The following is a 20,243-nucleotide window of genomic DNA, read 5'->3' on the forward strand; positions in this document are numbered from 1 at the left end:
GGAGATCGAGAACACGTCTTCCACCGGCATCAGGAACGCCTTGTCCAGCACGCGCACCGGCTCAGGGATGTAGCTGTCCAGCGCATCCACCAGCGCAATGATCGCCGGCACGCCGATGTCCGACTGGTCGCCTTCCAGCGCCAGCTTGGCCGATCCCTTGATGATCGGGGTGTCGTCGCCCGGGAATTCGTACTTGCTGAGCAGTTCGCGTACTTCCATCTCCACCAACTCGAGCAGTTCAGCGTCGTCCACCATGTCGGCCTTGTTCAGGAACACGACGATGTACGGCACGCCCACCTGACGGCTCAGCAGGATGTGTTCGCGCGTCTGCGGCATCGGGCCATCCGCGGCCGAGCACACCAGGATCGCACCGTCCATCTGCGCCGCACCCGTGATCATGTTCTTCACGTAGTCGGCGTGGCCCGGGCAGTCCACATGGGCGTAGTGGCGGTTCGGCGATTCGTATTCCACGTGCGCCGTCGAGATCGTGATACCGCGCGCCTTCTCTTCCGGCGCCGCATCGATCTGGTCGTAGCCCTTGAACTCACCGCCAAAACGATCCGCTCCCACCTTCGTCAGCGCCGCCGTCAGCGTCGTCTTGCCGTGGTCCACGTGGCCAATCGTCCCCACGTTTACGTGCGGCTTGGTGCGTTCGAATTTACCCTTTGCCATGAGCGCTACATCCCAATGGAGTCTGAGTGATAAGGAAACCTAAACGAGCTATCAGGCGATACCGCTTGTAGCCAATGCGTGGTGCTCATGACTGGAATCGAACCAGCGACCTCTTCCTTACCAAGGAAGTGCTCTACCGACTGAGCTACATGAGCACAAAAAACTTGAGTGACGAGATCAATGGAGCGGGAGACGGGAATCGAACCCGCACCATCAGCTTGGAAGGCTGAGGTTCTACCATTGAACTACTCCCGCTCGGTGCGGAACTCGTCTCTCGACCGCATCGGCGCATTCAACCGCTTTTGCGATCTGCCTTCCAGTCTGACCACAGTCACCCGTGGCAATCGACTGGTGGAGGGAGGTGGATTCGAACCACCGAAGGCGTGAGCCAGCAGATTTACAGTCTGCCCCCGTTGGCCGCTTGGGTATCCCTCCAACAAAGAACGGCTATTGTGTGGATCGGGGCTTGGTGTGTCAACACCTTGACGAGCGAAACGGCCGATTTTTCGTGACTTTTCCGGACGAAGCAGCGCGTTGCTTCAGTCGTTTCCCGCACCGCGCGTATCGACCAATTGCGCCATGCTCTTGGATATCTCCAGTAGATGCCTTGCCTGCTCCTGCAACCGGCGCTCGTTTTCATCGCGCGGTGTCCACGGCGGCACGGGTGTGGGCTTGCCCTCAGGCTTGTCCAGCGCGACGAACACCATCACACAGCTGGTTGCCAGCCGCTCCTCGCCGCTACGCAGATCGCGCGCCAGCACATCCACCGCCATCTGCATGCTGGAGGTACCTGTGTAGATCAATTTAGCCCGAACGCTGACCAGATCGCCGATCAGGATTGGCTTGACGAACTGGATGCCGCTCACCGCCGCCGTGACGCAATATGCGCCACTCCAACCCACGGCACAGGCGTAGCCGGCCTGGTCGATCCACTTCATCACCATGCCGCCGTGCACCTTGCCGCCGAAATTCACATCGGAAGGCTGGGCAAGGAAACGGAATGTGACTTCGTGTTGCTGGCCTGACATGGGATCTCCAACCGATACGCCGACGCGGGGGCTGCATTATGCCCGCTTGCTACGCTGCATCGGCAACCGCAGGCTCATGGGTGTAGTGATTACGCCATTCGGCGAAGGCCGTTCTGGGCCGTCCGCATGAAAACCGAGACGAACGTATACAGGCACGGCACAACGCGTGGCATTGAGCGTGAATCGTCGAGTGCCGGCACGCCGAATCGCATCATGCAATGTACGCTGCCAAAGTCGGCGCGCGATGCCCTGCCCTTGATAGCGCGTACTGACGTAAAAATGCACGAGATGGCTGTCATCGCGCGTGGCCGCGACACCGACCAGCACGTCGCCCAAATAGGCCAAGTGGAAGCGCTGGCCATCCATGATCTTCTGACGCAGTATCTTGGCCGAAAGACGCGCGAGCAATTCGCGGCCAATTTTGCGCGACTGATCGGGCAATACCCATCGCTGTACGACGCGACGACTGAGTACGCCGATGGCGCGCGCATCATCCGTTTGTGCGAGTCGTATCCGCAATACATCTTGAGACATCGGCATCTACTCCATGCACCGGGGTACATGCTCGCATGAAAAAAGCCCCGCTTACGCGGGGCTTCAAACCTCAGACGTTGAACAGGAAGTGCATCACGTCACCATCCTTCACGACATATTCCTTGCCTTCCTTGCGCAGCTTGCCGGCTGACGCAGCACCCGACTCGCCCTTGTACTGAATGAAGTCATCGTAGGAAACCGTTTCTGCGCGAATGAAGCCACGCTCGAAATCCGTGTGAATCACGCCCGCAGCTTGTGGCGCAGTGAAGCCGCGCTTGATGGTCCATGCACGCACTTCCTTCACACCGGCAGTGAAGTAGGTCTGCAGATTGAGCAGCTTGTAACCGGCCCGAATCACACGGTTGAGACCGGGTTCTTCCAGGCCAAGATCCTTGAGAAATTCGTCACGGTCGGCATCATCGAGCTGCGAGAGCTCCTCCTCGATGGCCGCACACACCGGCACCACTTCAGCACCTTCAGCGATGGCACGGGCACGCACGGCGTCAAGATGCGGATTATTTTCGAAACCGTCCTCGCGCACGTTGGCGATGTACATCAAAGGCTTCAACGTGAGCAGAAACAGATCACGCACCAGCGCCTTTTCATCTTCATCGAGGCCCAGGCTACGCGCCGTCTTGCCCTCATTGAGGCCTGCAGCGAGCTTTTGCAGCACCGGCTTCTTGGCCAGCGCTTCCTTGTCATTGGCCTTGGCGGCGCGCTCGGCACGATTCAGTGCCTTTTCAACGGAATCGAGGTCAGCCAGTGCCAGCTCGGTATCGATGGTTTCGATATCCGCGATCGGATCGACCTTGCCGGCCACATGAATGATGTCGCCGTGTTCGAAGCAGCGCACGACATGTGCAATGGCATCCACTTCGCGAATATGCGCCAGGAATTTGTTGCCCAGGCCCTCACCTTTCGAAGCACCGGCCACCAGACCGGCGATGTCGACGAACTCGACGGCGGTGGGAATCACCTTCTGCGGATTGACGATGTCCGACAACGCCTGCAGACGCGGATCAGGCACCGGGACCACGCCCACGTTCGGCTCGATCGTGCAGAACGGGAAGTTCGCCGCAGCAATACCCGCCTTGGTCAGCGCATTGAACAAGGTGGATTTGCCGACGTTAGGCAGGCCGACGATGCCGCATTTGATGCCCATGGTTTGTTGATCCGGATATGAAACTGAAAAGGGAAATAGTAAACGGCCATCGGCCGTTCAACGCATTGCTGGTGTATGCAACTGCTGCATCGCCTTGTCGAACTGCCCATCAACCGCCAGCGGCAGTACGTTCAGCGCGCGAGCCATGCCGTCCAGCATCGCGTCTTCATCATTGGCGGAGGGGGGACCCAGCACCCAGGACGTGACTTGATCCTTGTGGCCGGGATGACCGATGCCAAGGCGCAGTCGATGAAATTTGCCATGACCAAGATGAGCCATGATGTCGCGCAAACCATTCTGACCACCGTGACCGCCATCGAACTTAAGGCGCACAGCACCGGCGGGCAGATCCAGATCGTCATGCGCGACCAGGCACTCCTCCGGCTCAATCTTGTAGTAACGCAGCGCTGAAACGACGGCGATGCCGCTCTTGTTCATGAAGGTGGCGGGCTTCAGCAGCCACACCGATTCACCGCCGATGCGCAGCTTGCAGATTTCCCCATGCAATTTGCCGTCGAAGCCGAAGCGCTCGTTCTGCCCCGCTGCCAGGGCGTCAACAAACCAGAACCCGGCATTGTGCCGGGTTCTGAGGTATTCGGTACCGGGATTACCCAGTCCGACGATGAGTCGTAGGCCTGCCATGGGTCGGAAGTTCGCCGCGAGGTTGGCCCCTCACCCCTCCCCCTCTCCCGGAAGGGGGAGAGGCAAGTTCGAGGAGAAGCGAATTACTTCTTGGTTTCCTTGGGAGCCTCGGCAGCCGGCTGGCCCTCGGCACCTTCGGCGGCCGGTGCTTCTTCCACTTCTTCCTGCACCGTCACAGCGGACACTACTGCCACGTCGTGATCGACACCCAGGTGCAGTGCCGGGATTTCCACGTTCGCCGATAGCTTGAGCTGCGACAAATGGATGATGTCGCCGGGCTTCAGATCAGCCAGGTCGAGTTCGATGAACTCCGGCAGATCCTTCGGCAAGCAGGAAACTTCCACTTCGTTGAGGTTGTGCGAGATCACCACGCCCGAGGCCTTGCCGGCCGGGGACTTTTCCTGATTCAGGAAGTGGACCGGCACATTCACGCGGATCGCTTCGTTCTCGTTGATGCGCTGGAAGTCCATGTGCAGCATCTGGTGCTTGAACGGATGCTTCTGCCAGTCGCGCACCAGCACCTTCTGCACCTTGCCGTCGACGTTCAGGTCAAGCACGGAGGAGAAGAACCACTCGTGGCGGGCGGCGAGCAGGATGGTGTTGTGCTCGATCTGGATGCTCTCTGCGGCCTGGCCCGCACCGTAAACCACTGCGGGCACGAAGGACGCACGACGCAGGCGGCGGCTCGCACCTTTCCCCTCGTCTTTGCGTGCTTGCGCCGCGATTTCATGAGTCTTAGCCATGTTGGTATTGCCTTGGGTTGGAAAGCCGCCTCACGGCAGCTGAACTGACTCTCCCGCGACCAGGAGAGCCGGAATGCCCACGAAGGCGGGCAGAAAAGAGCGAAATGATACACGAAATCCGCGAACAGCTCCCTCTCCCCCTCGGGAGAGCAAGAAAGGCGGCCGTGCTTTTAGTCGATGTAGAGCGAACTGACCGACTCACCGAAGGCGATACGCCGGATCGTCTCCGCCAGCAGTTCCGCCACCGAAAGCTGGCGAATCTTGGCGCAATTCCTTGCGTCCTCGCGCAATGGCAGGGTGTTGGTGACCACAAGTTGGTCCAACTGCGACCCTTCGATGTTGCGGATCGCCGCACCGGACAGCACCGGGTGCACGCAGTAAGCGACCACCTTGCGAGCCCCCCGCTCCTTCAGCGCCGCGGCAGCAGCACACAAGGTACCGGCGGTGTCGACAATGTCGTCCACCATCACGCAAGTCTTGCCTTCCACGTCGCCGATGATGTTCATCACCGTGGCCACGTTGGCCTTGGGACGGCGCTTGTCGATGATGGCCAGGTCAGCGTCATCAAGGCGCTTGGCGATGGCGCGCGCGCGCACCACGCCGCCTACGTCCGGACTGACCACGATCAGGTCGTCCATGCTGTAGCTGCGCCAGATGTCCGCCAGCAGGATTGGCGAGGCGTAGACATTGTCCACTGGCACGTCGAAGAAGCCCTGGATCTGGTCGGCGTGCAGGTCGACGGTAAGCACACGATCCACACCGGCCGTACCGATCAGGCGGGCCACTAGCTTGGCAGTAATCGGCACGCGCGCCGAGCGCGGGCGGCGATCCTGGCGGGCATAGCCGAAGTAAGGAATGACTGCCGTGACACTGGCCGCCGAGGCGCGCTTGAGCGCATCGACCAGGGTCAGGAGCTCGAACAGATTCTCCGCGCTCGGCGCGCCGGTCGGCTGCAGCACGAACACTTCCTGGCGGCGAACGTTCTCTTCGATCTCGATCTGGACTTCGCCATCGCTGAACTTGCCGGCCAAGGCCTTCCCCAGCGGGATTCCCAGGCGATGAGCGATATCCTCGGCCAGGGCACGGTGCGCATTGCCGGTAAACAGCATCGGGCTGGACGTATCCACGATTGTTTCCTCAGAACCAGGCCATTGAGTGAGCTACGGTTGAAAGGCGCAGTCCCCGCTCCCTTCAACTACCCCTCCGGTACATGTCCGAATGGAGCTTGAAAAACGTCGAGCACACAAGTGCCCGAGGTGATGCAATCCATCCTTAAGACTGCGCAAACAGGGGGTCGAACGACCCCCTATGAGAAATGGCTGGGGCGGTAGGATTCGAACCTACGCATGCGGGAATCAAAATCCCGTGCCTTAACCAGCTTGGCGACGCCCCAGTATTCGTTGGCTTTTTACCCCCGGCTCAGCGTAGTGACCGGGAAGCAAAGAAAGAAAATTGTGGCGGGGAGCGCCATGCGTGTCAATTCAAATTGCTGACCGCGTGTGTGCGGTGAGAACCCCTCAAGCCCAAAGTGTGCGTGACATGAACACGCGAAGTTCGTCCGGGAATCCGTTTTCGCGGTCACGCTCGCGTGCATAGGCGAAGGCGGGGTCACTCTTGTCAACGACCATAAAGCCATGTCTGGCGTAGAACGGCGCGTTCCACGGCACGTCGGGCAGCGTACCGAGATCGATGCGCCGATAGCCTTTCTCCTCTGCCCACGCGCAAGCGTGTTCGAGCAGCGCCGAGCCGATGCCGCGCCGATGAAATGCCGGCAACACGTCGATCTCGGCCACGCTGACGACATCGCCATGCAACTCCACGTCGAGCCACACGAAGCCCACCACATCGCCACTCGCTTCGTCCACGGCCACCCAAACGAAGCCGCGCCGGATTTCTTCGGCCAGCAAGTCTTTCGGAATGGAAAGACGCGCATAGAACCGCCAAGCCGGGTGATCACGGAACAACTGCACCGCCTCGCGCTCGATGTCGCAGATGACATCGACATGAGCAGCCGTGGCGCGTTGAATACGAAATGACATCGGCGCAGTTCCTAGGCCTGGTTGATGCGAAGCATTCACTGCAAGCTCCACGACTCGATCGCCAGCTTCACCTTGTATGGCGGCTTGTCTGCAAACACTTTCGCCGGCAGCGGCGGCTGGCGTGTTGTATCCCAAGCGGGATAGCTCACTGTCCACCCATCCTGTAACAGCACCGAGGGGAGGCGGTTGTCGCCAAAACTCAGATCAGCCTGCGCACCCTGCGCCCGCAAGCCGAGCACCCAGGCGCGTAGTTCATCAAGTGGAACTTCCCAACGCAGTGCTCGGCGCATCAAGCTCTCTGCATCCGGCCCGCGTTGAGGGCCGCCCTCCGCGCCATCCAGTTCCGCCCCGTCTGGACCACCGGTCAGCCGATAGCTCTTACCGGAAATAGGCAGGCGGAAGACGAACTCATAGCGATCGCCATCCTGTGTCCAGGTGAATGTGCCGCTGCCACCGTCCTGCGCGCTGTATATACCCAACTTACCTTGCAGAACCCAATGGTCGGCATTCGCCAGCTGCTGCTCGCGAGCTTCCTGCTGCGCCATCGCGGCCGCATCGCCCTTGTTGCGCACCAACGGCGTCGTTGCGCACGCAGCCAGCAGCAGCGGCACGAGCGCTGCAAACACGCGAAGGAAAGATTTCATGTCCCGAGCCGCTTCAAGGTTTGCTGCAGGGTGGCATTCTGCGGATCCATGTTGCGCACTTCATCGAATACTTGCTGCGCCTGATTGCGATGCCCCTGTTTCCACAGTACTTCGCCGAGATGGACACCGACATCAGCATCCTTGCCCGTCTGCCACGCGCTGCGCAGCACAGCGACAGCCTGATCAAGATGACCCAGCCGGTACTGCAGCCAGCCCCATGAATCGGCGATGGAAGGATCATTCGGCTTCGCCGCACGCGCCGCGGCGATCAGCTGTTCCGCTTCCGGCAGATCACGATCCGCATCGGCAAGCGTGAAACCCAACGCATTGCTGGCGTCGATGTCGCCAGGCTTGAGCTCCAGCAGGCGACGGAAGTCCGAGACGGCAGGATCGATCTTGCCAATTTCCGCGTACGCCAACCCGCGTCCGTACAGCAGATCCGGATCGTCCGGCGCCACCTGCAGCGCGTGAGTGAACGAATCGATGGCTTCGGTGTAGCGCTTCTCGCGCAGGTAAAGGTCGGCATCCACCTCATAGGCACGACGCAATTGCGCAGGCTGGTCGAGGTAATCCGTCTGCATTTCGGCCAGTTGCTGATGCGCTTCCGCACTCCGGCCCAGGTCCTGCAGCAGGATCGCGCTGCGCAGATCGGAGTCAAAAGCATGGTCATCGTCGTCCGGCACCTGGTCGTACCACTTCAGCGCGTCTTCCTTGCGGCCAAGCACCTCGGCGAGCTGGCCGAGCAGATAGGCGCTGGTGTTGCGCACGTCATCCGGCGCCTGCGACAGCTGCGCGTAGACCCGCTGCAGCGTCTTGTCGTCCTTTGCATTGGCCGCCAGGGCAGCACGCAACGCGTAGGTCTGTGCGTTTTGCGGACCTTTTTCGAGCAGTTGGGTCGCCTGCGCGTACTGGCCGCTCTGCCCCAGCAAGGATGCGTAGGTGAGCCGCAGGCCGATATTGTTCGGGTCCTTCACCTGTGCCTGGCGCAACAGGTTGAGGCCGCCGGAGCGGTCGCCATTGTTGAGCTTCAGCTGCGCGGCCCAGGCGTACGTCTCAGCCGTGCCGAAACGCTTCAAGGCGCCATCCGCGATCTGCTGCGCGTAGACATGCCGGTTCAATTGTTCGCCCAGTTCGCTCATCGCCAGCCACGCCTTGGGATCGGCTGGGAGATGGTCGGGTGTAGCCAGGGACTCAAGCAGGTTCCCAGCGAGGGCCGGGTCACGGCTACCGATCAGCACGCGGCCGAACATGCGCCAAGCGTCCTTGTCGCCACTGGTGATCAGCAACGACAGCTGCTGCCGGGCTTCCTCCGTCTTACCCTGCTCCACCGCCAGCTGAGCCCGCGCCTGTGCCAGCTGTGCGGGTGTTGCACCAAGCTTTTGCCAACGGTCGATACCACGCTGTGCCGCGTCCGGATCATGGATGGCGACGGCCAAGGCAACGGCTTTGCTGGCCACCTCGGGGTCGTTGGAGATCATCATCGCCTTGTCATAAGCCTGCGATGCGGCCTTGAGATCGGCGCTCGACAACGCCAATTCACCGGCCAGCAACTGGGCCAGCAAGTCGTGATCCGTGTCCGGCGTCGCCACCACCATCCGCGCCAGCGGCTGCGCCGACGCCGCCGATGGGGTGTTCGACCGCTGTGGTACCGCCGCACATCCGGCCAGCCCAAGTACGACCAACCCACCAGCTACAAACCGCCGCACTTGCTTGAACTCGACCGTCCCGCTCAGCACACTATTCCTCCAACCAATTCGCCATTTTGGCGCACTTAGGGATGCTCAGATCATTCATGCGCAGGCGTAAAATGAATCTGAGCACACCTAGTCTACGCCGGCCCACGCCCGTCGCCCTCACTCGCATCACGTCATGAAGCTGATCGCCCTCGGGCTCAACCATCTCACCGCGCCGGTCAGCCTGCGCGAACAGGTGGCGTTCGACGAGGACGCGACCAGCGCCGCCTTGTGCGAACTTGCGCGCGAACCCGGCATTGACGAAGCGCTGATCCTCTCCACCTGCAACCGCACCGAACTTTACGTCAGCGTAACGGCCGGCGCGGAAAACGTCCCGCAGGAGTGGCTAAGCCGTCACCACCGTCTGACTCCCGGCAAGCTTGACGAGTTCCTGTATCGCCATGATGACGAGGCGGCCGTGAGACATATGTTTCGGGTCGCCACCGGCCTGGATTCGATGGTGCTCGGCGAACCGCAGATTCTCGGCCAGGTCAAGGACGCCTACCAGCAGGCCCGCGACGCTCACGCGCTGAAGACGCCGATGGATCGCCTGCTGCAGCACACCTTCTCGGTCGCCAAACGCGTGCGCACTGATACTCGCATCGGGGCGCATACCGTGTCGGTAGCATTCACCGCGGTGCGGCTGGCCGAACGCGTTTTTACAGACCTGCGCCAAGCCTGCGTGCTGCTGATCGGCGCGGGGGACACCATCGAGCTGGCCTCACGTCACCTGGCCGAAAAGCAAGTGCGCCGACTGATCGTCGCCAATCGCACATTGGAAAACGCGCAAGAGCTTGCGGGCAGGTACGGCGGCTACGCCATCTCGCTGCATGATCTGCCGCAGCATCTTGCCGAAGCAGACATCGTGATCGCTTCTACGGCTGCACGGCAGCCCGTGCTGACGCGCACCGTGGTGGAAAAAGCCATCGCCGCGCGCCGCCGCAAGCCGATGTTCATGGTCGACATCGCCGTACCGCGCGATATCGAACCTGCGGTCGGCGAGTTGCCGGACGTCTATCTCTACGGCATCGACGACCTGCGTCAGGTCATCGACGACAACCGCCGTTCGCGCGAAAACGCCGCACGCGAGGCCGATGCGATCATCGATCTGCAAGTCGAACGCTACATGTCCTGGCGCCGTGCGTTGACCGTGCGCAATCCCGCCGTCGACCTGCGTGCGCACGCCGAAATCTATCGCGACCAGGTGTTGGAAAAGGCGCGTGCCATGCTCGCGCGCGGCAAGTCGCCGGATGAAGCGCTGGCGTTCCTGGCCAACACCCTGACCAACAAATTGCTGCACCATCCCAGCGCGCGGTTGCGCGAGGCCACCCTCAGCGGCGACTACGATCTGCTGCATGCTGCGGGCCGTCTATACGGCCTGGGTGAAGACGAAAAAGTCGGGACGAGCGACGAATAGCGAGTGCGGCTGGCTGCCGCGTTACGTGTGTTCTCGCTTGTCCCCCCCTACTCTTTCGCCGCCCATGACACCTTCCATTCGCAGCAAACTCGAAGCCACCGTCGAACGCCACGAAGAACTCGCCCTGCTGCTTAGCCAGCCCGATGTGCTGGCCGACAACGCGCGTTTCCGCGAACTGTCGCGTGAATACGCCCAGCTTCAGCCGGTCGCCGATGCCATGCGCGAACTGGCCAACACCGAACACGAACTCGACGACGCGCGCGCCATGCTGGATGACCCCGAACTGCGCGACATGGCCGCCGAGGACATCGCGCGCCTGGAAACCCGCCTAGCCCAACTCGACGGCGAACTGCAACTGCTGCTGATCCCCAAGGATCCACGCGACGAAGCCAACCTGTTCCTCGAAGTACGCGCCGGCTCCGGCGGCGATGAAGCCGCCATCTTCGCCGGCGACCTGTTCCGCATGTACACCCGCTACGCCGAACGCCAGCGCTGGCAGGTGGAGGTGCTCAGCGAAAACCCCGGGGAATACGGCGGCTATAAAGAAATCATCGCCCGCATCGAAGGCAAGGGCGCCTATTCCCGGCTCAAATTCGAATCGGGCGTGCATTGTGTGAAGCGTGTGCCGGTGACCGAATCACAAGGTCGCGTACACACCTCCACCGCCACCGTGGCCGTGCTGCCGGAGATGGACGAGATCGAAGACATCGATATTTCGCCTGCGGACCTAAAGGTCGACACCTTCCGCGCCTCCGGCGCCGGCGGCCAGCACGTCAACAAGACCGATTCGGCGATCCGCATCACGCATCTGCCCAGCGGCATCGTGGTGGAATGCCAGGACGAACGCAGCCAGCACAAAAACCGCGCCCGCGCGATGAGCCTGCTCAAGGCACGCCTGCTGGACGAGGCACAGTCCAAGCAGACTGCCGAGCAAGCGCAGTCGCGGCGCCTGCAGGTAGGCACCGGCGATCGCAGCCAACGTATCCGTACTTATCGCTACAAGGACAACCTGATCACCGACCATCGCATCGGCCTGGACCTGCATAACCTGCCAGATGTGATGCAAGGCCACCTGGACGAGCTGTTCGGCTCGCTAACCAGGGAACATCAGGCGGATGAGTTGAAATCGCTCGGCGGCCATTGACGGCTAAGGCCCGTAGGTTGGGGTGCAAACCCCAACATTGCGATGCCCATTTAAGACCCCGAGGTTGGGGTTTGCACCCCAACCTACGAGTGAAGTTCGCAGTACTCTAAAGCTAGTTACAGGGGCCAGTCTTACCAGCTCGTCGCGCCAGCGCTGATGGCAGGCTTCTTCATCTTGATGCACTGCCGCCAGCCAATGACCGACGCCCCACTCACCGACATCACCTCCACCCTGCAAAAGCTCAGCGAATTGCTGCAGCGTGATGCCAACGAGGAAGCGGCCCAATTTGCCGCCGCAGCGCGGCGGCAATTCCCGGTATCGGCCGAGCTGATTCGTTTGCATGGCGTAGCGCTGTTACGTCTGGATCGCCGCCGCGACGCGCAAACGGCGCTGAATCGCGCCGCGGAACTCGCCCCGAACGACGTCGAGCTGCAGTGCAATCTCGCCAGCCTTGCCATGGCCGACGGCCGTCTCAGCGCCGCCATCGAGCGCCTGCAGAAAGCACTGGTCAAAGCGCCGGGACATCCGGCATTGCTGCAAGCGCTGGGCACGGCGTACATGTCCACCGGCCAGCGCGTACAGGGGCGCGATGCGTTTGCGCAGGCCTTGCAAAGCATGCCGCAGCACCCGGCCCTGCGCCTCAACCTTGCCGGAGCGGAAATGGAGCTGGGGCGTTATGCAGAAGCCGAGCCCCTGGTCCGCCAGGTGTTGCAGCAAGCGCCCAATACCGAGTTCGCCCACGCCATGCTCGGACATCTGCTGCATCTGCAGCGCCGGCCGCAAGAAGGCGCCGCTTCACTGTTACAGGCCGGCAAGCTGGCGCCGAACAACGTGCAGCACATGTTCCAGGCAGCATTGATGCTGGACGAAGCCGGCGACCTGACCGCTGCACACGATGCTTTTACCGAAGCCCTGGCGCGCGCACCCGATTCGGTACCGGTGATGGCGCAATTGTTGTTTGTGCGACGCCGTCTGTGCCGCTGGCAAGACATCGACGCACTCAGCGAGCGTGTCATCCGCGCCGTCTCAGAAGACAGCCCAGGCGTCCATCCGTTCGCTTTTCTTAGCGAAGATGTCGATGCCGAGCTGCAACTGCGCTGCGCAAAAAACTATGCATCGCTCATCGAAAACCAGGCAGCCGGGTTCCGCCAGCAACTGAATCTGCGCCACGCACTACCCATGCCGGACACCCCGGTCCGTGTCGGCATGCTGGTAGAAGGCTTGAACGAATCCGCCTTTGGCCAACACATTGTCGCCATGATCGAGGCCTTGTCCGATAGCGATCTGGACATCCACCTGTTCGCCACCACGCCCGACGACGGCAGCGCGGTACGGCGGCGCCTTTCCGCGACAGCGACATTGCACGACGTCTCCGCACTGAATCGCGTCCAGGTCGCGCAACGCATTCATGGTGCAGCGATCGAAATCCTGTTTGATCTCAATGGCTATCGCAGCCGCGGCAATGCGGAACTGATGGCCTTGTGCCCAGCGCCCATCCAAGTCGGCTGGCTAGGCTACATCGGCAGTTCCGGCGCGCAGTGGATGGATTATCTGCTTTCCGATGCGATCACACTGCCGCGCGAATTGCGCCAACACGTCTTCGAAAAGGTGGTGCGCCTGCCGCGCTGCCACCAGCCGAACGACCCGAATCGCGCCCAGGCGGAAGTTCCCTCGCGAGCGGCCTGTGGCTTGCCGGAGCAAGGCGTCGTGTTCGCTTGCTTCAACGAGACGCAAGCGATCAACCCGGGCGTATTCGCACGCTGCATGCTTATCCTGCAACAGGTTCCGGGTAGCGTGCTGTGGCTGCTTACGGGACCTGCGAACACGGACGACCACCTACGGCAAGCGGCGCTCGCGCTCGATATCGCGCCCGAGCGGCTGATCTTCATGCCGCGCATGCCGTATGCGGAATACCTGGCGCGCTACGCGCACGTGGATCTATACCTGGATACGCTGCCCATCAATTCGCGCGCACCTGCTTCGGATGCACTTTGGGCAGGCTGTCCGGTGCTCACCCGCACCGGCGAAACCATGGCATCGCGCACGGTCACGAGTCTGCTCCACCACCTCGGACTGCCCGAGTTGATCCTGGGCGACAACACATCATTCATTGGCATGGCCACCGCGCTAGGCAATGATCCGGAAGCGCTGGCGACACTGCGCCAGCACATCATGCAACAGCGCAGCAAACATCCATTGTTCGACGTGCAAGGTTTCGCAGCGGATTTTCGGCGCGCTGTGTTGGCAATCAGCGCGCGCTATCGCATCGGACGGCCACCTGCAGATATCGACTTGCAATAGGTCGAACAACAGGCAAGCCGCTAGAAAACGAGAAATCCTTTCGACACTTCACCTTCGTGCTTGTGGCGGCTCACCTCCGCCACCCTCGCGGCCGGCGGTCCATGCTGCAGCCATTGCTCGAGTTCGAGCAGTGCTTCGTCGCTGCCACTGGCAACCACTTCCACCCGGCCATCGCTCAGATTGCGCGCATGCCCCTGCAAGCCGCGGCGTTGTGCCTCGTTACGGGCGCTGGCACGAAAAAACACACCTTGCACCTTGCCGCTGACCACGAAACGCGCAGTGCTCATAAGCTTATTTTCCGATGGCTGCACTCAACGAAGCCGACGTCACCGGCCCCATGAAATGCTTGGCCACCTTGCCGTCAGGCCCGATCAAGTAAGTGGTTGGCAAGCCAAGCGGTTCATCGAAATCCGTCAACGGCTTGTCCATGGTGACCTGCGCCACCGGAAAGCTCACCGGATGCTTAACCAGGAAGGCGCGAATGTCGGCAGGATCGGTATCGTCATACGCAATGCCGATGGCGCGTACATTGGGGTGCGTCTTCACGAACTGCGAAATATCCGGCAATTCCTTGATGCATGGCACGCACCACGTCGCCCAGAAATTCACGATCACCCAATGCCCTCGCTCGGTAGCCAGGTCGTATGGCTTGCCATCCAGTGTCGTCACCTTGAGTGAAGGCTGGGTCGGCATGGCGGCATAAACGGGCGCAGCCAGCAGACATACCGCCAGCAGCAGAGACGATGCGAACCACTTCATGTTTCCGATTCCTGTGTTTGTGAGATCTGGCGCGAAGCGGCCAGCGAAGGGGTGACAGGATAAACTTTGTCCAGATGCGCCCCCAGTGTGGCATCCAGCGAATGTGCCAGCCGGGTAAGCAGCGCCAGCAATTCCGGCGGCAGCTTGATGCCCGAAGCAGCCGCCTGCTCGACCGGATTCAAAGGCAGGCGATAACCGCTGTGCCGATAGACGTGCAGCAGATCGGTACTGTCCAGGCTGCGCACCAGCGACAAGCCCCCTGATTCGCTGCGTTGGATGAGGCCTCCACGCAGCAGGTCATCAAAATAGGTGGCGATCGCCTCGCTGCGCAGACAGGGTTCGGCTTCGCGAATGGTGAGCAGGTCCACGCATCGTCCGGCACGTTGCGCGTCCACAAAATGGCGCAACACCACCAGCAGCCCCAGGAATTCCGAGCCTTCCGGCAATGCGTCGCATGGCTTCTGGTATTCGAATGCGGATACGGCTGCCGATACCGACGCGCACAGGATCACGATCACCCACGAGAAGTAAATCCACAGCAGCAGCAGTGGGATAATCGCCAACGCACCATAGATCTGCTGATAGTTGTGCGCGCTGCGCACGTAGTGCGTGAAGATCCAGCGCGCGATCTCGAACAAGATTGCACCCAGCATGGCGCCCATCGCGGTGTGCTTCTTGTTGACGCGTCGATTGGGAACCGTGGTGTAAAGCAGCCACAGGGTGAAAAACGTCACCACGAACGGCAGCGCTTTCAGCAATTCCTGCCCGATGCCAAGCTGCTCGCCGGCACTACGCAGCATCGGCACTGCCGCGACGTAGGACGTTAGTGCAATGCCACCAACCACCAGGATCGGCCCGAGGGTGAGCGCTGCCCAATACAGCAGCAGACGCGGCCCCCATGGGCGATGCTGGCGTACCTTCCAGATACGATTCAAACGGTCTTCGATGCTGATCATCATCGATACCGCACTGAACAGCATCACCAGAATACTGATGCCGGTCAGCTTGCTGGCGTTGGCGGCGAAATCCAGCAGTGCCTTCTGTACGGTCTCGCCCGCCGCTGGCACGAAATTGCTGAAGACAAAATTGATCAGCGTATCGCGCGCTTCCTCGAACATCGGAAACGCCGCGAACATGGCCAGCACCGCCACGGTAAGCGGCACCAGCGAAACCAGCGTGGTGTAGGAAAGCGCGCCGGCCGTCTCGAAGCATTTGTCATCGAGAAAGCGTTGCCACAGAAAGTGGCCAAATGTCGACGTGCGATGGCGGTCAAAATGCAGGTTCATACGCGAAATCTGCTCAACATCCTTATATCTCGCCCGTACACTACCCCATCCCGTTCCCATGTCCCAAACGATGAGCGACATCCTGATCCTGTACTACAGCCGCAACGGCCATACCGCCCAGCTAGCACGCCTGATGGCGCGGGGTGTGGAGGAGATTCCAGGCATGCGCGCTCGCCTGCGCCAGGTACCGCCGGTGGCACCGATCACCGAAATCGCGCAACCGCCGGAGCCGGAGGAAGGCGCGCCCTACGTCACCCGTCAGGATCTGCACGAATGCGTGGGCCTGGCCTTGGGTAGCCCGACCCGCTTCGGCAACATGGCCGCCCCCTTGAAGCACTTCCTGGACAGCACCGGCGCCGAATGGGCCAGCGGCGCGCTGGTCGGCAAGCCGGCCGCCGTGTTCACCGCCACCAGCACCATGCACGGCGGCCAGGAATCCACCCTGCTGAGCATGGCGTTGCCCTTGCTCCATCACGGCATGCTGCTGCTGGGTATTCCCTATACCGAACCGGCGCTTACTCATACGCTGAGCGGCGGCACACCGTACGGTGCCAGCCATGTGGCCGGCCCCAAAGGCGACAACAGCATCAGCGAGCATGAGCGAGAACTTGCTCGTGCACTCGGCCGGCGGCTGGCGGACACCGCCCGTAAGCTGGCCGCCAACGCATGAGCACCAACCTTCGCATCGGCATGGCAGCCTGGATGGCACTGATTCTGCTCCAATGCGTCTGGTATGGATGGCTGTTTCCGCCACAACACATGCCAGTGTGGCTGGCCTTGGGTATCACGGTCATTCCCTTGCTACTGCCGTTCCTGGCCATCGGCAACGCACGGCGCGCCTTGCTCTGGGTGGGCATGCTCAGCCTTCCGTATTTCTGTCATGGCATTGCCGAAAGCTGGAGTTCGGCGCAGGAGCGCGTGCCGGCCTTGCTCGAAGTGCTACTTGCGTTGCTGCTGATTGGTGCACTTGGCGCAGGCGTAAAGCGCCGGCAAAAAGCGTAGATTGGGGTGCAAACCCCGACATGGCGATGAGCATGGCAACGTTGGGGTTTGCACCCCAACCTACGAGCGGGGCCTGGATTTGGTAGGTTAGGCGCAGACTTGCTGAGGTAGCCACCATGGGATTCCTGCAAGACGCTCCGCAGCTTGCGCATCCATATCGCAGTGATCGCTTGTTGACCGCCCTGCTCGATCGCGTGCTGCCCAAAGAGCGGCGTACCGCGCTGGATGCCGATCTCGATGCCCTGGGCGACTACGCCCTGATGGCCTTCGAGCGCAGCCATCGCAGTACGCGCCGCAAACCCATACTGACGCAATGGGATGCCTGGGGCCGCCGGGTGGATCGCGTCGAACTAACTACGGCGTGGCTTGAAGGCCCCGAACTCACGACACGTCACGCGATTCTCGCCGCCGGGCACGAATCGCACGAATTCGCGCGATTGGAAGAGTTTGCCCGCGCCTACCTCTATCACGTCGCCAGCGAGTTCTACACCTGCCCGCTGGCGATGACCGACGGCGCCGCCACCGCCTTGAAAGCCTCCGGCAATCAGGCCTTGATCGATCGCGCTTTGCCGCATTTTCTCAGCCGAGATGCCAGCCAGTTCTGGCTGTCCGGACAATGGATGACCGAGAACACTGGTGGCTCCGATGTAAGCAACACCGAAACCGTCGCCAAGCAGGATGCCGAAGGCCATTGGCGCCTGTATGGGCGCAAATGGTTTAGTTCGGCCGTAGTGGGCGAAGCAGCGTTGGCGTTGGCTCGGCCCGAAGGTGCCGGCGGCGGTGCCGCGACGCTGGCGTTGTTCTACGTGGAAACCATGAACGGTCATGACCGCAAGCCGGAACTGGTCATCGATCGCCTGAAGGACAAGCTCGGCACGCACGAACTGCCAACGGCAGAAATCCATCTGGAAGGTTTGCCCGCCTGGCCGTTAGGTGACCTCGCCCACGGTGTTCGTCAGGTCGCCCCAATGCTCAACATCACGCGCACCTGGAACGCGATCGGCGCTGTCGCCAGCATGGCGCGCGCCATCAGCCTTGCGCGCGATTACGCACGGCGGCGCCAGGCGTTTGGACGTCCATTGCTCCAGCAACCTTTGCACGCGCAAACACTCGCCGACATGCAGGCCGAATTCGAAGCTGCCTTCGCGCTCGTATTTGAAGTAGCACATCTACTGGGGCGCGTGGAGCAAGGTGTTGCCACGCCACAGGAAGCCGATTCGCTGCGCCTGCTCACGCCACTGGTGAAATTGTGGACCGGCAAGATGGCCGTGAATCTTTGTTCGGAAGCGCTGGAATGTTTCGGCGGCGCCGGCTACATCGAAGATACCGGCCTGCCGCAGTTGCTACGCGACGCGCAGGTGTATGCCATCTGGGAAGGCACCACCAATGTGCTGTCGCTGGACAGCCTGCGTGCGCTGGGCAGCAATGATAGTTTCGCCGCCTTGCGCAAATTGATCGGCCAATGGTTGCGGCCTGCGCACAACACGCAAGCGTCATTCACCGTGCAAGCTGCGCTGGATGCCGCCGCCATGCATCTGGACGGCAAGAAGGTCGACCGACCGACGCTGGAGGCCGGCGCACGCGGCGTCGCTATCACCTTGGCACGCTGCACGGCAGCAGCGCTGTTGGCACGCCAGGATGCCTGGTCATCCGCACACGGCGACAAGCGCCCAGCGGCGGCTCTGCGCCGTTTCCTGGGCCACGGTCTGCTACGGCTTTCCGACATCGACGGCGAAGATACCGGCCTGCTGCTGGAATGATCGCCTACGCCAGACCAGCTAGAATGCGCAGCCACCCTCTTCACGCGCCTACGATCATGCAGCATCTGACCATCGTCACCACCGGCGGCACCATCGACAAGATCTACTTCGACGACAAGTCGGACTACAAGATCGGCGCACCGCAAATCGGCGAGATCCTGAGCCAGCTTGGCGTAGCGTTTCAGTTCGACGTGATTCCGATTCTGCGCAAGGACAGCCTGCACATCACGCAGGAAGACCGCGCCTTGATCCGTTCCACTATCGAAGCGCAGCCGAACCGCCACGTACTGGTCACGCACGGAACCGATACGATGGTGGAAACCGCAAGGGAACTCGCCACTCTCAAGGGCAAGGTGATCGTGCTCACCGGTGCATTGAATCCGGCGCGCTTTCAGGGTTCGGATGCGGTGTTCAATATCGGCTGTGCAGTAGCTGCCGTGCAGACACTGCCAGATGGCGTTTATATCGCCATGAACGGTCGTGTGTGGGACCCCGCCAAGGTGCGCAAGAATCGCGATGCGAATCGCTTCGAGGAAGTGCACAACTGACGTAGGTTGGGGTGCAAACCCCAACATTGCCATCTACCCGCGCATCAAGGTGTTGGGGTTTACACCCCAACCTACTTAAAGCATCCCTGTTTCGAGCTTCGCCACTTCCGACATCATCGAGTGATTCCACGGCGGATCGAATACCAGGTCGACATCCGCCTCCTTGATCGTCGGAACCAATTCGAGCTTGGTGCGCGCATCGTCGATCAGCACGTCGCCCATGCCGCAGCCCGGTGCGGTGAGCGTCATCTTCACGTACACCTTGCGCTCCTCGGGAGCGGTGGTTTCCAGGCTTACGTCGTAGACCAAACCCAGTTCCACCACGTTGATCGGGATCTCCGGATCAAACACGGTGCGCAGTTGCTGCCACACCAGCGCTTCCACGTCGGCATCCGTCGCGTCGTCGGGGAGTTGCAGCGGCGGCGGCGGTTCCTTGCCCAGTGCATCGGCGTCGTTGCCGGCAATACGGAACAGGTTGCCTTCCACGTACACGGTAAAACTGCCGCCGAGCGCCTGTGTGATGTAGCCCACCTGGCCGGCCGGCAACACCACGTTCTCGCCCTGGGGCACCATGACTGCGCTGCAATCCCGTTCCAGGGTGAAAGGCTCGCTGCTAAGACTGAAACCGCTCATGTCATTTCTTGGAATAATCGTGGAGGCATAGCCGGCCCGGGGCATTCCGGCTCTCTATTATGCCGGCCGCGGATAGGGACTGTCCTTCACATCAGGCTGAATCGGCCGAATCTCAAGGGAAGATGGGCCTGATTTCGGCCCAATCAAGCTAAGATGCCCGCTTTGCTTTAACGCAGGACCTCGCGTGACCGTGCTC

Annotated in this window: 21 protein-coding genes and 4 tRNA genes; 7 read left to right on the forward strand and 18 right to left on the reverse strand. The window is 61.3% G+C overall.

The window, feature by feature from the left end:
* The 14 genes from IEX75_RS03610 to IEX75_RS03675 form a co-directional block, all read right to left on the reverse strand.
* Positions 1 to 672: GTP-binding protein (locus IEX75_RS03610; RefSeq protein WP_188792876.1), on the reverse strand; the 672-nt coding region annotated here is incomplete at its 3' end.
* Between the two features lie 79 nt (positions 673 to 751).
* A tRNA-Thr gene (locus IEX75_RS03615) sits at positions 752 to 827 on the reverse strand.
* Between the two features lie 26 nt (positions 828 to 853).
* A tRNA-Gly gene (locus IEX75_RS03620) sits at positions 854 to 927 on the reverse strand.
* 94 nt (positions 928 to 1,021) lie between these two features.
* Positions 1,022 to 1,107: transfer RNA gene (locus IEX75_RS03625), tRNA-Tyr, on the reverse strand.
* 104 nt (positions 1,108 to 1,211) lie between these two features.
* A complete protein-coding gene (locus tag IEX75_RS03630) occupies positions 1,212 to 1,700 on the reverse strand; it encodes an acyl-CoA thioesterase (protein ID WP_188792877.1) in 489 nt (162 codons plus the stop codon).
* Between the two features lie 36 nt (positions 1,701 to 1,736).
* Positions 1,737 to 2,234 carry a GNAT family N-acetyltransferase gene (locus tag IEX75_RS03635; RefSeq protein WP_229720617.1) on the reverse strand — a complete coding sequence of 166 codons (498 nt, stop codon included), beginning with the start codon at positions 2,232 to 2,234 and terminating at the stop codon, positions 1,737 to 1,739.
* Between the two features lie 70 nt (positions 2,235 to 2,304).
* Entirely contained in the window at positions 2,305 to 3,396 is a 1,092-nt protein-coding gene (gene ychF / locus IEX75_RS03640; RefSeq protein ID WP_188792879.1) for a redox-regulated ATPase YchF, read from the reverse strand.
* 57 nt (positions 3,397 to 3,453) lie between these two features.
* On the reverse strand, positions 3,454 to 4,038 hold the full coding sequence (gene pth, locus IEX75_RS03645) for an aminoacyl-tRNA hydrolase (RefSeq protein ID WP_188792880.1): 585 nt from the start codon (positions 4,036 to 4,038) through the stop codon (positions 3,454 to 3,456).
* A gap of 83 nt (positions 4,039 to 4,121) precedes the next feature.
* On the reverse strand, positions 4,122 to 4,781 hold the full coding sequence (locus IEX75_RS03650; RefSeq protein WP_188792881.1) for a 50S ribosomal protein L25/general stress protein Ctc: 660 nt from the start codon (positions 4,779 to 4,781) through the stop codon (positions 4,122 to 4,124).
* 170 nt (positions 4,782 to 4,951) lie between these two features.
* Positions 4,952 to 5,908 carry a ribose-phosphate diphosphokinase gene (locus IEX75_RS03655; RefSeq protein WP_423373140.1) on the reverse strand — a complete coding sequence of 319 codons (957 nt, stop codon included), beginning with the start codon at positions 5,906 to 5,908 and terminating at the stop codon, positions 4,952 to 4,954.
* 189 nt (positions 5,909 to 6,097) lie between these two features.
* A tRNA-Gln gene (locus tag IEX75_RS03660) sits at positions 6,098 to 6,174 on the reverse strand.
* Between the two features lie 124 nt (positions 6,175 to 6,298).
* Positions 6,299 to 6,820: a GNAT family N-acetyltransferase gene (locus tag IEX75_RS03665; protein WP_188792882.1), complete on the reverse strand. Its 522-nt coding sequence runs from the start codon at positions 6,818 to 6,820 to the stop codon at positions 6,299 to 6,301.
* Positions 6,821 to 6,855: 35 nt separating this feature from the next.
* A complete protein-coding gene (lolB, locus tag IEX75_RS03670; protein ID WP_188792883.1) occupies positions 6,856 to 7,464 on the reverse strand; it encodes a lipoprotein insertase outer membrane protein LolB in 609 nt (202 codons plus the stop codon).
* The gene (locus IEX75_RS03675; RefSeq protein ID WP_188792884.1) at positions 7,461 to 9,200 is read right to left on the reverse strand and encodes a tetratricopeptide repeat protein; all 1,740 of its coding nucleotides are present in this window, start codon (positions 9,198 to 9,200) and stop codon (positions 7,461 to 7,463) included. Before IEX75_RS03675 ends, lolB begins: the two co-directional genes overlap by 4 nt.
* Positions 9,201 to 9,333: 133 nt before the next feature.
* On the opposite strand from IEX75_RS03675, the gene hemA reads away from it, so the two are divergent.
* The 3 genes from hemA (at position 9,334) to IEX75_RS03690 (ending at position 14,059) form a co-directional block, all read left to right on the forward strand.
* On the forward strand, positions 9,334 to 10,614 hold the full coding sequence (gene hemA, locus IEX75_RS03680) for a glutamyl-tRNA reductase (RefSeq protein WP_188792885.1): 1,281 nt from the start codon (positions 9,334 to 9,336) through the stop codon (positions 10,612 to 10,614).
* A gap of 64 nt (positions 10,615 to 10,678) precedes the next feature.
* On the forward strand, positions 10,679 to 11,758 hold the full coding sequence (gene prfA, locus IEX75_RS03685) for a peptide chain release factor 1 (RefSeq protein WP_188792886.1): 1,080 nt from the start codon (positions 10,679 to 10,681) through the stop codon (positions 11,756 to 11,758).
* A 195-nt stretch (positions 11,759 to 11,953) separates the two neighbouring features.
* Positions 11,954 to 14,059 (forward strand): O-linked N-acetylglucosamine transferase, SPINDLY family protein, encoded by a 2,106-nt coding sequence (locus IEX75_RS03690; RefSeq protein WP_188792887.1) that lies wholly within the window; start codon positions 11,954 to 11,956, stop codon positions 14,057 to 14,059.
* Positions 14,060 to 14,079: 20 nt separating this feature from the next.
* Here IEX75_RS03690 and IEX75_RS03695 read toward each other — a convergent pair whose 3' ends face one another.
* From IEX75_RS03695 to IEX75_RS03705, 3 genes are read right to left on the reverse strand one after another with little or no spacing between them, the layout of a single operon-like run.
* Entirely contained in the window at positions 14,080 to 14,346 is a 267-nt protein-coding gene (locus tag IEX75_RS03695) for an acylphosphatase (protein WP_188792888.1), read from the reverse strand.
* 4 nt (positions 14,347 to 14,350) lie between these two features.
* Entirely contained in the window at positions 14,351 to 14,818 is a 468-nt protein-coding gene (locus IEX75_RS03700; RefSeq protein ID WP_188792889.1) for a TlpA family protein disulfide reductase, read from the reverse strand.
* The gene (locus tag IEX75_RS03705; protein ID WP_188792890.1) at positions 14,815 to 16,104 is read right to left on the reverse strand and encodes a YihY family inner membrane protein; all 1,290 of its coding nucleotides are present in this window, start codon (positions 16,102 to 16,104) and stop codon (positions 14,815 to 14,817) included. The genes IEX75_RS03700 and IEX75_RS03705 overlap by 4 nt, the downstream gene beginning before the upstream one ends.
* 70 nt (positions 16,105 to 16,174) lie before the next feature.
* Here IEX75_RS03705 and wrbA point away from each other — a divergent pair, with 70 nt between their 5' ends.
* From wrbA to IEX75_RS03725, 4 genes are all read left to right on the forward strand, one after another.
* Complete coding sequence (gene wrbA, locus IEX75_RS03710; protein ID WP_188792891.1) at positions 16,175 to 16,774, forward strand: NAD(P)H:quinone oxidoreductase; 600 nt, start codon at positions 16,175 to 16,177, stop codon at positions 16,772 to 16,774.
* A complete protein-coding gene (locus tag IEX75_RS03715) occupies positions 16,771 to 17,106 on the forward strand; it encodes a DUF2069 domain-containing protein (RefSeq protein ID WP_188792892.1) in 336 nt (111 codons plus the stop codon). The genes wrbA and IEX75_RS03715 overlap by 4 nt, the downstream gene beginning before the upstream one ends.
* Positions 17,107 to 17,222: 116 nt before the next feature.
* Positions 17,223 to 18,866 (forward strand): acyl-CoA dehydrogenase family protein, encoded by a 1,644-nt coding sequence (locus IEX75_RS03720; protein WP_188792893.1) that lies wholly within the window; start codon positions 17,223 to 17,225, stop codon positions 18,864 to 18,866.
* Positions 18,867 to 18,922: 56 nt separating this feature from the next.
* On the forward strand, positions 18,923 to 19,414 hold the full coding sequence (locus IEX75_RS03725; protein WP_188792894.1) for an asparaginase domain-containing protein: 492 nt from the start codon (positions 18,923 to 18,925) through the stop codon (positions 19,412 to 19,414).
* Between the two features lie 75 nt (positions 19,415 to 19,489).
* Here the strand turns inward: IEX75_RS03725 and sufT are convergent, their stop codons facing one another.
* Positions 19,490 to 20,047 carry a putative Fe-S cluster assembly protein SufT gene (gene sufT / locus IEX75_RS03730; RefSeq protein WP_188792895.1) on the reverse strand — a complete coding sequence of 186 codons (558 nt, stop codon included), beginning with the start codon at positions 20,045 to 20,047 and terminating at the stop codon, positions 19,490 to 19,492.
* Positions 20,048 to 20,243: the final 196 nt, after the last annotated feature.

Origin of the sequence: Dyella nitratireducens (assembly GCF_014642835.1) — a bacterium.
Taxonomy (GTDB): domain Bacteria; phylum Pseudomonadota; class Gammaproteobacteria; order Xanthomonadales; family Rhodanobacteraceae; genus Dyella_B; species Dyella_B nitratireducens.